Consider the following 13,659-nt stretch of genomic DNA (forward strand, 5'->3'; position numbering starts at 1 on the left):
GGACACGGCCGGACGAACCAGGGCCTAGTATGGCGTGTGCCCAACGAGCAGCTCCGGCGGATGGACGCCTTCACCTTCCCGTCCTACTCGATCGACCTCTCCACCGGGGAGGTGTTGTTCGACTACGCCCTCACCGGCCCCGACGGCGAGCAGCGGTTCACCGAGGTGGTCACCCTTCCCCTGCCGGACGCGCCGCCCTCGGACGAGACCGTGGCGACCCTGGGCCGGGTGCTGGAACTGCTGCACGTGGTCGCCGGCGTCAGCTACTACAAGGCCGCCGCGCCGCCCCGCCTGGTGCTGCCGGCGCCGCTGGGCCCGGCCGCCGCCGAGCTGATCACCGCCGTCTACACCAAGGGCCTCGCGGAGTACGCGTACCGCAACCAGCTGCCGCACGTGCTCGAGCTGCGCCCGGAGGTGCCGGCCGGCACGGTCTCCCCGGCCCGGGAGTACGACGACTCCGACCGGCGTCCGCTCTCGGCGGTCGGCGGCGGCAAGGACTCCATCGTCAGCCTGGAGGCCCTGCGCCGGGCGGGCTTCGACCCGGTGCCCTTCTCGGTCAACCCGAACCACGTGATCGTCGCGGTGAACGAGGCGTCCGGGCTGGCCCCGCTGGCCGCCCGGCGGCGCATCGATCCGGTGCTGTTCGAGCTCAACGCCGCCGGGGCGCTCAACGGCCACATCCCGGTCACCGCGATCAACTCGCTGATCGCCGTCGCCACGGCGGTGCTGCACGGCCTGGGCCCGGTGGTGATGTCCAACGAGCGCTCGGCGTCGGACCCGAACCTGGTCTGGAACGGCCACGAGATCAACCACCAGTGGTCCAAGGGTGTGGAGGCGGAGGGGCTGCTCCGGGCCGCGCTGGCCTCGCACGCCGGGCTCACCGAGCCCTACTTCTCGCTGCTTCGCTCGCTGTCGGAGCTGCACATCGCCCGGTCGTTCGCCGAGATCGACCGCTACGACGACGTGGTGACGAGCTGCAACGCCGCGTTCAAGCTGCGCGACGCCAGCGAGCGCTGGTGCCGCGACTGCCCGAAGTGCCGGTTCGTCTTCCTGGCCATGGCGCCGTTCATGCCCCGCGAGCGGGTCACCCACATCTTCGGCGGCGACCTGCTCGCCGACGAGTCGCAGATCCCCGGCTACCGGGAGCTGCTGGGCGTGGACGGGCACAAGCCGTTCGAGTGCGTCGGCGAGGTGGAGGAGTCGGTGGTGGCCCTGAGCCTGCTGGCCGAGCAGGACCAGTGGCGCGACGCCCCGGTCGTCCGCGCCCTGGTCGACGCGGTCCCGGCCACGGCCTGGTCGACGGCGGCCACCTCGGACGTCTTCACCCCGGGCGGCCCGAACCACATCCCCCCGCCCTACGCCAAGGCCCTCACCGCCCTCACCTGACCCCTCCCCCTCCCCCTCCCCTCCCCGCCCTCTCCCCACCCCCGCCCTCTCCCCACCCCCGCCCTCTCCCCGTTGATCATGAAGTTGTTGCGCTTCGCCTCGGCGTGTCGCGGCAACAACTTCATGATCAACGGGGTGACCAGGGGTCAGCGGGGCGACGCGGGGTGGGTGCGGATGGCGTCCAAGGCCAGCAGGGCGACGTGCAGGGAGAGGCAGGCCTCGACCGAGTCGAGGTCCACGTCCAGGACACGGCGGATCCGGGCCAGCCGCTCGTAGAAGGCCGGTCGGGACAGGTGTGCCGCCCCGGCCGCCGCCGACTTGTTGCGGCCCTGCTCCAGGTACGCCCGCAGGGTGCCCAGCAACTGCTCCCGCGGGTGCTGCGCGTCGTGGGTCAGCAGTGCGCCCAGTTCCCGCTCGACGAAGGTCTGCAACCGGGGCTCGTCGCGCAGCAGGTGCAGCAGCCCCGCCAGCCCGACGTGCGGCAGCCGGAAGACCGGCAGGTCCCGCCGGTCCCGCCGGGCAGCGTCGGCGATCTGCCGGGCCTCGACCAGCGACCGGCGCGCCTCCCGCAGGCTGGGCACGCCAGAACCGGCCGCGACGAGCAGTCCGCCGCCTGCCGGCCGGGCCACGCCGTTCGTCCGCCCGTGGGACCGGGCCGGTCCGTCACCACGGACGGGGCCGCCCGGGCGGGCCTGGCCGTCGGGACGAGCCGAGCCGCCCGGGCGAGGAAGACTCTCCGAGCGCACGAGCCCGTCCGGGCGGGCGGAGGTGTCCGCGCGGGCGGGGGCGTCCGGGCGGGTGCGGTGCAGCGCGGTGGCGAACGCGGCCAGCGACCGCTCCTCGGCCGCCGGCTCCGGCAGGGCGAGCAGCACGCCGACGGCATGGTCGTCGATGGCGCTGGACAGCCCGGTCAGCTTCGCCTCGTGCAACGCCTGCCCGACCGCCTCGGCGAGATCACGCAGCCGAGCAGGACCGGCCTCCGGACCGCCCGGGTGCCTCTGGTCCGGGGCCGGGCCGCCCTCCCCCGCCGGGTCGTCGGCCCGGTGCCGGACCACCACCCCGACCAGGTGCCGGCGCTCCAGCAGCACGCCGAGCGCCCGGGCCCGCAGGGCGACCTCGTCGACCGGCAGCGAGTGGTCGAGCAGGGCGGTGAGCAGCGTACGGTGGATCTGCCGTTCCAGGCCTTCGGCGTCGCGCCGGATGAGCCGGCCCAGGGCCAGCGTCGAGGCGGCCCGCTCGACGAGGATGGTCAGCCGGGTGGGCGGGACCACGGGCGGCGCGGCGACGCCGACAGGCGCACCGCCCTCCTCGGCGGGGTCGAACACGCGCTGGCCCGCCGCCAGGTCGCCCCCGCCGGGCCAGCGCAGCAGCAGCCGCCCCCAGTCCTGCCCCCGGGCGCCCACCGTGGTCACCAGCCACCCGTTGTCGCCGTCGTACGCGGTGCGCCCCGCCGGCCGGATCCGCCGCGAGTGCTGCTCCCAGCAGTCCAGCAGCAGCTCGGCGCTCTCCCCCGCCGGGTCGTACGCGAGCACCTGCCGGGAGAGGTTCTCCAGCACCACCGGGCAGCCGGAGAGGTCGGCGGCCTGCCGCACCACCTCGCTGGGGCCGGCGCCCTCCACCGACAGCTCCGTGAAGCGCTGGTGGATCTCCTCCGTCGCCCGCAGCTCGGTCAGCTGGGCGTCGACGATCAGCGCGTGCACGGCCTCGGTGATCCGGACGAACGGGGTGGCCCGCCGCAGCTCGACCAGGGGCAGGCCGCGCCGCTCGGCGGCGGCGGCCATCACCCGGGGCACCCCGCTGACGTACCGGCGGCCCAGCTCGACGACCAGGCCGGAGACGCCCACGTCGGCCAGGTCGCCGATGAAGGCGCGCAGCCCGGCGTCGTCGGCGGGCAGCCCGATCCCGGTGGTGAGCACCAGCTCGCCGCCGCCGAGCAGCGGGGCGATGTCGGGCACCTCGGTCACGTGCACCCAGCGCACCGGGCGGTCGAGACCGGCGTCCCCGGCGACCAGGCGCGGAGCGCCGTGGCGGACCGGGCCCAGCGCGAGGACCTCACGGACGGTAGGGAACACGGGCGACACGCTACCGTCCGTGACATAGATTCCGCACGGGCGGCCACCCGGTTGCGGGCCCCGCCCGCCCTGCCTGACTCGAACGACGGCCGCTCCGCGTCGGGAGACAAATCAGTAACGAGATACGGTCGGGATCATGACCCTCATCTTCCCCGACCTCGGCCTGCACCTGGGCGTCCTGGACGCCCTGCTGGACGACGCGATCGCCGCCGACGACCTCAAGGCGCTCATCGAGTCGACCGGCCCCGACGGTCCGGAGGACGGCTACCCAGGTCCAGGCCCGCGCCTGGAGGCGTCACTGAAGCTGTTACATGCCGTCACGGTGCCGCCGGCCGAGGCTGCAGCGATCACCGACTTGCAGTTCGACGGCGGCAGCGACATCTACATGCTGATCGAGCAGACCCTGGACATCGACACCGGCGGCGAGTCCGACGACTACAACGTGACGTCGCTGGAGGGCATTGACGCACTGTCCAGCCTGCGGTCCCTGGACCTGGACGGCCACGGCTATCGCCCAGGTCCGTTGGACCTGACCCCCCTGACCGGCCACCCGGCCCTGTCGGAACTGGTACTGACCGGGAAGTGCACGGGAGCGGCGGCGCTGGAGTCGCTGCCTGCGCTACACACCCTGGACGTCTCGCTGGCGCACCTCGACGACCCCGATGTCCTGACCCGCCTGGAGGCCCGCGGAACGACGATCAACCGCTGACCGCGCCACCGCAGAGGCCGTTGCCCCGCAGAGGCCGGGAGTCCTGGGCTTGATATGGCCCGCCCGCGTGAAGCCGTTGAATCCTGCTCGATCGGGTCAGGGCGCAGGCACGGGTCAGCCGAGTGCCTTGCGCAGCAGCGCCGTCAAGTGGTCCTGCTCGTCGGGCGAGAGTCGTCCGACCGCCGTGCGGGCGAAGGTGAAGGCCGTTGCGAACCGGTGGTTGATCTCGTCTCCCCGGGGGGTTCTCGCGACGAGCCGTGCGCGGCGGTCCCGGGGGTTCGGTTCGCGGGTCACAAGGCCGAGCGCTTCGAGACGCACGACGATCTGGGTGATGTTGGAGGCATCGCAGCCGAGTTCCTCGGCCAGGGCGCCCATGCCCCGTCGCTCATCGAGTCGCCCGAGCACACATGCCTGCGCCGGGCTGAGCGACAGCTCGGCTGCCGCCGTCTCGTAGGCGCGGTCGTACACGTCGACCAGGTCGAACAGGGCTGCTTCGGCCTCGGACGAGGGAGTCACGGGTCCGTTCGGCAGCGCCATGTCCCCCAGCCTAGATGAGTTGTTTGATTCGCTCAAATAGCTGCGATCCAATGATCCTTGACGCACTCAAGTAAACGAGGGGGGACGATGGGGAGCAGAGCCGAGCGCACAGCGGGCGACGCGATCGTGGCACCGCAGATGAACGCGGTCGTCCTTGACCGGTTCGGCGGAGTCGACGAACTCTCGTCGCGCCGGATACCGCTCCCGCAGGTCGGCGACGACGACGTCCTCGTCCGGGTGGAGTACGCAGGCGTCGGGTCCTGGGACGCGGGCGAGCGGGAGGGGGGATACGACGGCGTCTTCGGCGTCGCCTCGACCTTCCCCTACGTCCTCGGCTGGGACGCGGCGGGCACGGTGGCCGCGGTCGGGCGCAACGTCACGCGGTTCGGCGTGGGCGAGCGGGTCTACGCCGCGACGATGCCGGTACCGCGTGGTGGCTCCTACGCCGAGTACGCCGTCGTCGAGGCGGAGTTCGTGGCTCGCGTGCCCGACCGGCTGCCGACCGAACAGGCCGGCGCGATGGCGTGGGATGCCCTGACCGCACTGAGCGGTCTCGACCTGCTCGGGCTGCGGCCGGACGAGACGCTCATGGTCTTCGGAGCCAGCGGGGGTATCGGCCACATGGCCGTGCAGCTGGCGCGACACAGCGGCATCCGGGTGTTGGCCGTGGCTTCTGGGGACGACGGTGTCGCCCTGGCCCGGCGGCTGGGCGCCGACGACGCCGTCGACGGTCGTCGAGACGACGTGTTGGCCGCGGCGTTCGAGTTCGCACCGGGCGGGCTCGCTGCGGCTCTGGTCACCGTGGGGGGCGAGATCGCCGAACGATCTCTGCGCGCGATCAGGAAGTCGGGACGGATCGCCTGGCCGAACGGTGTCCTGCCCGCGCCGGTGACGTCGCCGGGTGCGACGGTGTCGCACTACGACGGGGACCGGAGCCGCACCGCCACCGATCGGCTGAACGCGATCATCGAGGCGAGTTCCTTCGAGGTCCACGTCGCCCGGGCCTTCCCGTTGGCCCGAGCCGGGGATGCGCACCGCGCCCTGAATGATCACTATGTCGGGAAGCTGGCCCTCAAGGTCGGATAGGACCCGACAGACGGCCCGAGGTCCCCTGAGCGACACGGCCCGGAAGCCCCTCGACGTGAGGGACTTCCGGGCCGCATGACGATCGTGTCCAGGAGCCGTCGCTCAGTCGACGCCGAACTCCATCGCGGCGCGGTCGAGGGCCTCGTCAGCGGCGGAGGGGACGCCCCGGGAGGCGATGGCCTCCGCGCCGCCCTGCGGCATCGCGCCGATCAGCCCGGTCGAGGCGGCCTGCGCGGCGCCGACCATCCGCTGCGGGGCCGCGCCGCCGACCATGCCGAGGGTCGCGTACTGCTCAAGCTTCGCCCGCGAGTCGGCGATGTCCAGGTTGCGCATGGTGAGCTGGCCGATCCGGTCCGACGGGCCGAACGCCGAGTCCTCGGTACGCTCCATCGACAGCTTGTCGGGGTGGTAGCTGAACGCCGGGCCGGTGGTGTCGAGGATCGAGTAGTCCTCGCCCCGACGCAGCCGCAACGTCACCTCGCCGGTGACCGCCGTGCCCACCCAGCGCTGCAACGACTCGCGCAGCATCAGCGCCTGCGGGTCCAGCCAGCGCCCCTCGTACATCAGCCGACCGAGGCGGCGGCCCTCGTTGTGGTAGTTCGCCAGGGTGTCCTCGTTGTGGATGGCGTTGACCAGCCGCTCGTACGCGGCGTGCAGCAGCGCCATGCCGGGGGCCTCGTAGATGCCCCGGCTCTTGGCCTCGATGATCCGGTTCTCGATCTGGTCCGACATGCCCATGCCGTGCCGGCCGCCGATGGCGTTGGCCTCCAGCACCAGGTCGACGGGGCTGCCGAACTCCTTGCCGTTGATCGTCACCGGGCGTCCCTGGTCGAAGCCGATCGTGACGTCCTCGGTCGGGATCTCCACCGACGGGTCCCAGAACCGGACTCCCATGATCGGGTTGACCGTCTCGATGCCGGTGTCGAGGTGTTCGAGGGTCTTCGCCTCGTGCGTGGCGCCCCAGATGTTGGCGTCGGTGGAGTACGCCTTCTCGGTGCTGTCCCGGTACGGCAGGCCGCGTTCGAGCAGCCACTCCGACATCTCCTTGCGCCCACCGAGTTCGGTGACGAAGTCGGTGTCGAGCCACGGCTTGTAGATGCGCAGCTGCGGGTTGGCCAGCAGGCCGTAGCGGTAGAACCGCTCGATGTCGTTGCCCTTGAAGGTCGAGCCGTCGCCCCAGATCTGGACGTCGTCGGAGATCATCGCCCGGACCAGCAGGGTCCCGGTCACGGCCCGGCCGAGCGGGGTGGTGTTGAAGTACGCCCGCCCGCCCGAGCGGATGTGGAAGGCCCCACAGGTCAACGCCGCCAGGCCCTCCTCGACCAGGGCGGCGCGGCAGTCGACCAGTCGGGCGACCTCGGCGCCGTAGCTGAGCGCGCGACCGGGCACCGAGGCGATGTCCGGCTCGTCGTACTGGCCGATGTCGGCGGTGTAGGCGCAGGGAACGGCGCCCTTGTCGCGCATCCACGCGACCGCGACCGAGGTGTCGAGGCCGCCGGAGAAGGCGATGCCGACACGTTCGCCGATGGGCAGGGAGGTGAGAACCTTGGACACAAGGAAGATTATGCACTAGGCCGCATGGCCATGCAAACCCAGGGTAGGGACATGACCAGCGACAGCGGGACCCGCCGCACGCCCGCACCGCCGCAAGGGTCCCGCTCTAGTAATAGTTGTCGATCGGCTGGCGCGCCTCGTCGAACAGCGCCGGCCCCTCGTACCGCACCGGGGGCAGCGGCGGGGTGACCGGCTTGACCTCCTCGAACTGTTCGGCGGACAGGGCGTACACCACCCGGCCGAGGCCGGACCGGTCGATCGCGGTCGCGCACATCGGGCAGGGCTGGCAACTGGTGAACATGGTGGTGCCGGCGGCCACGTCGGGAGCGAGTTCCCGAGCGGCCCAGCGGGCCAGCTTCAGTTCCGGGTGGGCGGTGATGTCCGAGTCGGAGACCACGGTGTTGTGGTCCTCGATCAGGACGGTGCCGTCCGCACCGACCAGCAACGAGCCGAACGGCCGTTCGCCGGATGCCCCGGCCTCGCTGGCGAGTTCCACCGCACGGCGGAGAAATCTCTCGTCGTCAGGGGTCATCGGTCCTCCTGGGATCTGTGGTACGCGGCCACGGCCGCAAGGGTCTGCCAGGCGCGTTCGGGCTGGCGGATCTCGGTCAGGTCGCCGTTGAACGGGTCGAGCACCACCGTTTCCGCCCCGAGCAGACGGATCTGGTCGATGTCAGCGATGATCTGCTCGATGGTGCCGACACCGGCGAGCCGGTCCGGGGCGGTGACCACTTCTCGGGTCTCCCGGAGTCCGATGCGTGGCATCAACGCGGGCACCGGCCGGCCCAGTTCGTCGGCGGTGGCCTTCAGCCGCCCCGCTGCGTCCGCCAGCCATCCGGGCGTGACCCGCAGCGGGTGCCAGGCGTCACCGAGCAGTACCGCGCGACGAATGCCGGCGTCGCTGTTGCCGCCGACCCAGATCGGGATCGGGGTCGTATCGTAGTCGTCGGTGTTCCGCCAGGCGTCGCGCATGACGTGCAGGTACTCATCGGTCAGCGCGCCGCGCCGCCGGAACGGCACGCCGAGCGCCTCGAACTCCTGCCGGGCCCAGCCGACGCCGACGCCGAGGACGAGCCGGCCGCCGCTGAGCCGGTTGAGGTTCGCCGCCATCCGGGCGGTGAGCAGCGGGTGCCGGTACGGGACGATGAGCACCGTGGTGCCCAGCCGGACCCGGCGGGTCACCCCGGCCAGCCAGGACAGCGTGGTGAACGGCTCGTAGAACGGCGCCGGATACTGCTCGGCCACGTCCGGGGTCACCGCGATGTGATCGGAGACCATCAGCAGGTCGAAGCCGAGGCCCTCGACCGTCTGCGCCCACCGTCGCAGCATTTCGGGGTCGGTACCCGGGGCAAAGTTCGGTACGTTGACGCCAATTTGCACGGGTTCCACGCTAGCCGGGGTGGGTTCCGTGTGTGAACATCGCGTTCCCTGCCTTTGCTGGCTTTTGCCGTGGATCCACCGGCAAGATGGCCCGATGGCCGAGAATCTTGACGCTGTCGATTGGTCCATCCTGATCGAGTTGCAGGGCGACGGCCGGCTGCCGATCACCGAGCTCAGCCGCCGGGTCAAGCTGAGCGCGTCGGCCACCAGCGAACGGGTGAGGCGGCTGGAGGCGACCGGTGTGATCAGCGGCTACCGCGCCGAGGTCGACCTAGCCAAGGCGGGCTTCGCCGTGCTCGCGGTGGTCCGGCTGAAGTACCCCGGCAGCCGGCACGAACCGCTGCGCCAGCTGCTGGAGCGACGGTCGGAGATTCTGGAGTGCCTGCGCACGACGGGAGACGACTGTTACGTGCTGAAGGTGGCCGCGACGTCGATGGCGCACCTCGAACAGGTCGTCGACGATCTCGCCGGGTTCGGCAGCACCACCACCAACGTGGTCTACAGCGCCACCCTGCCCTATCGCGGCCCGCGCCTGTCGCCGCCCCGCTCGTGACCGGGGCACGAACGCCCCCCGCGGCTGAAGCGGAGCACTAGGCCGGGTCGTCGCGGCCCAACTCCCAGCAGGCCACGGCGGTGGCGGCGGCGACGTTGAGCGAGTCGACGCCGCGGCGCATCGGGATCACCACCCGGACGTCGCTGCCGTCCATCGCCGCCCGGGTCAGGCCGGCGCCCTCGGCCCCCATGAGCAGCGCCGCGCGGGCCCGCTGCGACACTTCGAGCCGCTGGATCGGCACCGCGTCCGGCGCCGGGGTCATCGCCAGCACCGTGAAGCCGGCCGCGCGGACGTCACCGAGCGCGTCCGGCCAGGGCTCCAGCTTCGCGTACGGGATTGCGAAGACCTCGCCCATGCTGACCCGGACGCTGCGCCGGTAGAGCGGGTCGGCGCAGGTCGGCGAGAGCAGCACGGCGTCCACGCCGAGCGCGGCGACCGCCCTGAAGATGGCCCCCAGGTTCGTGTGGTTGTTCACGTCCTCCAGGATCACCACCCGCCGCGCGGCGGCCAGCACCTCGGCGGCGGACGGCAGCGGCTTGCGCCGGAACGACGCCAGCACGCCCCGGTGCACGTGGAACCCCGTGGCCCGTTGCAGCACGTCCTGCGTGGCGGCGTAGACGGGGGCGTCGCCGGTGTCCAGGTCGGCGAGCTGGTCGACCCGCTTGGAGTCCACCAGGTACGACCGGGCCGGATAGCCGGCGCGCAGCGCCCGGCGCAGCACCAGCTCGCCCTCGGCGATGAACAGGCCGTGCGGCGGTTCCCAGCGGGTACGCAGCTCGACGTCGGTCAGCGCGCGGTAGTCGGCGATCCGGTCGTCGTCGGGGTCGGTGATCGGGTGGATGGGCACCCGCCGATTCTGCCGGACGCGCCGCAGCCGCCCCGGGCCGCCCGACACCGGCGCACCCCGTGGCGTTTTGTCCCGGGAAAGACGGGAATGGCGGGCCGGAGCGGCGGAGCGACGGAAGGACAGTCAGGTGAACGCACGTCCCATGGGCACGCCGGGGCCGGCCCGCATCGACCAGCCGGACGGATGGCGCGTCGACCTGGGTCCGCTGCCCCGCGACGCCACCGTCGCGGACCACATCGTGCACCGGTTGGCCGGCTGGGGCGTCCGCCGCTACTTCGGCTATCCCGGCGACGGCATCAACGGCCTGACCTCGGCGCTGCAACGCACCCGGGACCGGGCTCAGTTCGTCCAGGTCCGCCACGAGGAGACCGCCGGCTTCGCGGCGTCGGCGCACGTCAAGTACGGCGGCGGGCCGCTCGGCTGCGCGCTGGTGACCAGCGGCCCCGGCGCGATCCACCTGCTCAACGGGCTGTACGACGCCAAGCTGGACCACCAGCCGGTGGTCGCCCTGGTCGGCCACACCGCGCTCACCGCCGAGGGCGGCGGCTACTACCAGGAGGTGGACCTGCTCGCCCTCTACAAGGACGTCGCGGCCGCCTTCCTGGCCCAGCTCGACCACCCCAGCCAGGTCCGCCACCTGGTCGACCGGGCCTGCCGCACGGCACTGGCCCGGCGTACCGTCACCGCGCTGGTGCTGCCGTCCGACATCCAGGACAAGCCGGCCGTGCCGGAGCCACCGCACGCGCACGGCTACTACCGCACGAGCGACGTGCCCAGCAGCGCCCCGACGGTGCCGCCGGAGGCGGACCTGCGCCGGGCCGCCGAGGTGCTGGGCGGCGGCGAGCGGGTCGCCATGCTGGTCGGGCAGGGCGCGCTCGGCGCGGTGGACGAGGTCCGCGCGGTCGCCGACCGGCTCGGCGCGGGGGTGGCGGCGGCGCTGCTCGGGTTCGCCGCGGTCGACCACCGGGAGCCGTGGGTGACCGGCGCGATCGGCCTGCTCGGCACCCGGCCCAGTTGGCAGCTGATGAACGAGTGCGACCGGCTGCTGATCGTGGGCAGCAACATGCCGTACTCGGAGTTCTACCCGCCGCAGGAGCAGGCCCGGGCGGTGCAGATCGACCGGGACGGCACCCAGTTGGGGCTGCGGTACCCGACCGAGGTGAACCTGACCGGGGACGCCGCCCCCACCCTGCGGGCCCTGCTGCGCGAGCTCGGCCCCGGCCCGGGACCGACCCGCTGGCGGGCGACGATCGGCAAGGCCACCACCGCCTGGCGCCGTACCCAGCGGGAACTGGCCGGGCAGGCCGCCGACCCGGTCAACCCGCAGCTGCTCTTCGCCACCCTCAGCGACCGGCTCCCCGACGACGTGATGATCTCGGTCGACTGCGGCACCACGACCGCCTGGTACGCCCGGCACCTCCAGGTCCGCCCCGGCATGCTGGCCAGCCTCTCCGGCACCCTGCTCTCGATGGGCGGCGCGATGCCGTACGCGCTGGCCGCCAAGTTCGCCCACCCGGACCGTCCGCTGGTGGCCCTGATCGGCGACGGCGCGATGCAGATGAACGGGGTCAACGAGCTGATCACGGTGGCCAAGTACTGGCGGAGCTGGTCGGACCCCCGCTTCGTGGTGCTCGTGCTCAACAACCGGGACCTGGCCTTCGTCAGCTGGGAGCAACGCTCCAGCGAGGGCACGCCGATGTTCCCGGACAGCCAGCAGCTGCCCGACATCGGCTACCACCGGTGGGCGGAGGTACTGGGCCTGCACGGCGAGCTGGTCGACGCGCCGGAGCAGGTGCCGGGCGTCTGGGACCGGGCGCTGGGCGCGGACCGGCCCGTGGTCGTCAACGCGCTGGTCGACCCGGCCGAGCTGATGCTGCCGCCGCACTTCACCGCCGAGCAGGCCCGCAACACCGCCGCGGCCGTGCTGCGCGGCGACACCGACTGGGCGGGCATCATCCGGCGGGGCCTGCCCACGGCGGTCGCCACCCTCAGGCCGGGGCGCGGCCGAGGCTGACCGGCAGGCCCGGGCGCCGCCGGGGCGGACCGGGAGGCCCCCCGCCGAGGCTGACCGGGGAGGCCGTGCCGCCGCCGAGGCTGACCGGGGAGGCCGTGCCGCCGCCGGGACTGACCGGACGGAGGGGTGCGCCCCGGACGGGTCCCGCGCGGCCAGGCGTCAGCCGGCTCGGTGGTACCGCAGCAGCACCGACGTGCCGTCGAAGGTCCGCGACTCCGCCAGGCGGAACTTCATCCGCTCGATGGCGGCGAAGACCGGCTTGCCGCCGCCCAGCACCACCGGGTGCACGAAGATCTGGTACTCGTCGATCAGGCCGAGGTCGGTCAGCGCGGCGGCGGCCTCGGCGCCACCGTTGAGCAGCAGGTCACCGCCCGGCTGCTCCTTGAGCGCGGTCACCTCCCTGGCGAGGTCCCCGCCGCCGACCACCCGGGCGCCGTGATCGGCCCCGGTGAGCGTGCGCGAGAGCACCACCTTCGGCGTCCGCCGCCAGATCGGCACGAACGCGAGGTCGTGCGGGTGGTCGGAGATCGACTCCGCCTGCGGCCAGTAGGCGGCCATGAACTCCCAGACCCGGCGGCCGTAGACGAGCGCGCCGGCCCGGTCGCACTGCTCCAGCGAGAACGCGGACAGCTCCGGGCCCATCTCCGGCCAGTCGAACTCGCCGTTCGGGCCCTCGATGAACCCGTCGAGCGACTGGTGCACCCCGTAGACGATCTTCCGCATGGCGCTGCTCCTCCTGACCCCTGACGCCCCCTCGTGGGCGCTTTCGCCAGGTGGTCGGAGCGGCCCCGCCCGATCCGACAGCCCGGCACCACCTTCTCAAGATTTTTCCTGGGGCTTGTTCGGGGCGGATACCGTGCCGCTCATGCGCCGTCCGATGATCATTGCTCTGATCGGCGTCGACGGGGCCGGAAAGACCACCCAGGCAAGGGCGCTGGCCGCCCGGCTGAGGGCGGCCGGGGTGCCGGCCAGCTACTTCGAGAACGCTGGCGGCCGGCCCGTCTGGAACCGGCTCGCGCAGGCGCTGGGCCGCCGCGACGGGCCGCACCTGTTCGGCCGCACCGGCTACGTGACCATCGAGGCGACCGTACGCTGGCTCGCCATCGCCCGGGCGGTGCTGGCCGCCCGGCTGACCGGCAGGACGGCGGTCATGGACCGCTGGTCCTGGTGCCAGTACGTGGTGATGCGGGCCCGCGGCGACCGGGGCGGGCGGTTGGTCCGCCTGGCGTACGCGATCTTCCCGCGACCGGAGCTGGTCTGCTTCCTGGCGGTCTCGCCCGAACGGGCGCAACAACGGGTGCTGGCCCGGGGCATCGACACCGAGGAGTTGACCCACCTGCGGGCCCTGGACACCGGCTACCGAGGGCTGCCGGAGTTCGGCTCGTTCACCGTCATCGAAGCGGATGGCGACCCGGTCGATGTCGGCGCTGCCCTCGACCAGGTGGTCCGGGCCGCTCTCGCCCGCTCCCGCTGACCTCCGGTCCCCGTCGGCCGACCGACCGACATCGGGACCGGGACCGG

13 protein-coding genes are annotated in these 13,659 nt (G+C 72.6%); 6 read left to right on the forward strand and 7 right to left on the reverse strand.

What is annotated here, in order from left to right; all coding sequences use genetic code 11:
* Positions 1–36: 36 nt before the first annotated feature.
* Complete coding sequence (locus ACLQ20_RS21960) at positions 37–1,386, forward strand: hypothetical protein (protein WP_425857514.1); 1,350 nt, start codon at positions 37–39, stop codon at positions 1,384–1,386.
* A 146-nt stretch (positions 1,387–1,532) separates the two neighbouring features.
* Here ACLQ20_RS21960 and ACLQ20_RS21965 read toward each other — a convergent pair whose 3' ends face one another.
* The gene (locus ACLQ20_RS21965; RefSeq protein WP_425857516.1) at positions 1,533–3,467 is read right to left on the reverse strand and encodes a PucR family transcriptional regulator; all 1,935 of its coding nucleotides are present in this window, start codon (positions 3,465–3,467) and stop codon (positions 1,533–1,535) included.
* Positions 3,468–3,594: 127 nt separating this feature from the next.
* Here ACLQ20_RS21965 and ACLQ20_RS21970 point away from each other — a divergent pair, with 127 nt between their 5' ends.
* A complete protein-coding gene (locus tag ACLQ20_RS21970; RefSeq protein ID WP_425857518.1) occupies positions 3,595–4,167 on the forward strand; it encodes a DUF6892 domain-containing protein in 573 nt (190 codons plus the stop codon).
* A gap of 114 nt (positions 4,168–4,281) precedes the next feature.
* Here the strand turns inward: ACLQ20_RS21970 and ACLQ20_RS21975 are convergent, their stop codons facing one another.
* On the reverse strand, positions 4,282–4,704 hold the full coding sequence (locus ACLQ20_RS21975; RefSeq protein WP_151455755.1) for a MarR family winged helix-turn-helix transcriptional regulator: 423 nt from the start codon (positions 4,702–4,704) through the stop codon (positions 4,282–4,284).
* Positions 4,705–4,791: 87 nt separating this feature from the next.
* On the opposite strand from ACLQ20_RS21975, the gene ACLQ20_RS21980 reads away from it, so the two are divergent.
* The gene (locus ACLQ20_RS21980) at positions 4,792–5,790 is read left to right on the forward strand and encodes a quinone oxidoreductase family protein (RefSeq protein WP_425857521.1); all 999 of its coding nucleotides are present in this window, start codon (positions 4,792–4,794) and stop codon (positions 5,788–5,790) included.
* Between the two features lie 102 nt (positions 5,791–5,892).
* Here ACLQ20_RS21980 and argG read toward each other — a convergent pair whose 3' ends face one another.
* The 3 genes from argG to ACLQ20_RS21995 all read right to left on the reverse strand — a co-directional run bounded on the left by argG (position 5,893) and on the right by ACLQ20_RS21995 (position 8,673).
* Positions 5,893–7,344: an argininosuccinate synthase gene (argG, locus tag ACLQ20_RS21985; protein WP_132238770.1), complete on the reverse strand. Its 1,452-nt coding sequence runs from the start codon at positions 7,342–7,344 to the stop codon at positions 5,893–5,895.
* A gap of 106 nt (positions 7,345–7,450) precedes the next feature.
* Entirely contained in the window at positions 7,451–7,876 is a 426-nt protein-coding gene (locus tag ACLQ20_RS21990) for a nucleoside deaminase (protein ID WP_151455753.1), read from the reverse strand.
* Positions 7,873–8,673 (reverse strand): LLM class flavin-dependent oxidoreductase, encoded by an 801-nt coding sequence (locus ACLQ20_RS21995; protein WP_327029006.1) that lies wholly within the window; start codon positions 8,671–8,673, stop codon positions 7,873–7,875. The genes ACLQ20_RS21990 and ACLQ20_RS21995 overlap by 4 nt, the downstream gene beginning before the upstream one ends.
* 145 nt (positions 8,674–8,818) lie before the next feature.
* On the opposite strand from ACLQ20_RS21995, the gene ACLQ20_RS22000 reads away from it, so the two are divergent.
* Entirely contained in the window at positions 8,819–9,277 is a 459-nt protein-coding gene (locus ACLQ20_RS22000; protein WP_151455751.1) for an Lrp/AsnC family transcriptional regulator, read from the forward strand.
* Positions 9,278–9,314: 37 nt separating this feature from the next.
* Here ACLQ20_RS22000 and ACLQ20_RS22005 read toward each other — a convergent pair whose 3' ends face one another.
* On the reverse strand, positions 9,315–10,172 hold the full coding sequence (locus ACLQ20_RS22005) for a TrmH family RNA methyltransferase (protein ID WP_425857524.1): 858 nt from the start codon (positions 10,170–10,172) through the stop codon (positions 9,315–9,317).
* A 94-nt stretch (positions 10,173–10,266) separates the two neighbouring features.
* On the opposite strand from ACLQ20_RS22005, the gene ACLQ20_RS22010 reads away from it, so the two are divergent.
* On the forward strand, positions 10,267–12,138 hold the full coding sequence (locus ACLQ20_RS22010; RefSeq protein WP_151455761.1) for a thiamine pyrophosphate-requiring protein: 1,872 nt from the start codon (positions 10,267–10,269) through the stop codon (positions 12,136–12,138).
* Between the two features lie 159 nt (positions 12,139–12,297).
* On the opposite strand, the gene ACLQ20_RS22015 is transcribed toward ACLQ20_RS22010, so the two are convergent.
* Positions 12,298–12,861 carry a dihydrofolate reductase family protein gene (locus tag ACLQ20_RS22015; RefSeq protein ID WP_425857526.1) on the reverse strand — a complete coding sequence of 188 codons (564 nt, stop codon included), beginning with the start codon at positions 12,859–12,861 and terminating at the stop codon, positions 12,298–12,300.
* A gap of 142 nt (positions 12,862–13,003) precedes the next feature.
* On the opposite strand from ACLQ20_RS22015, the gene ACLQ20_RS22020 reads away from it, so the two are divergent.
* Positions 13,004–13,612, forward strand: a complete 609-nt coding sequence (locus ACLQ20_RS22020; protein WP_425857528.1) for a thymidylate kinase — start codon at positions 13,004–13,006, stop codon at positions 13,610–13,612.
* Positions 13,613–13,659: the final 47 nt, after the last annotated feature.

This window comes from Micromonospora sp. DT46 (assembly GCF_049841735.1).
GTDB classification, from domain to species: domain Bacteria; phylum Actinomycetota; class Actinomycetes; order Mycobacteriales; family Micromonosporaceae; genus Micromonospora; species Micromonospora reichwaldensis.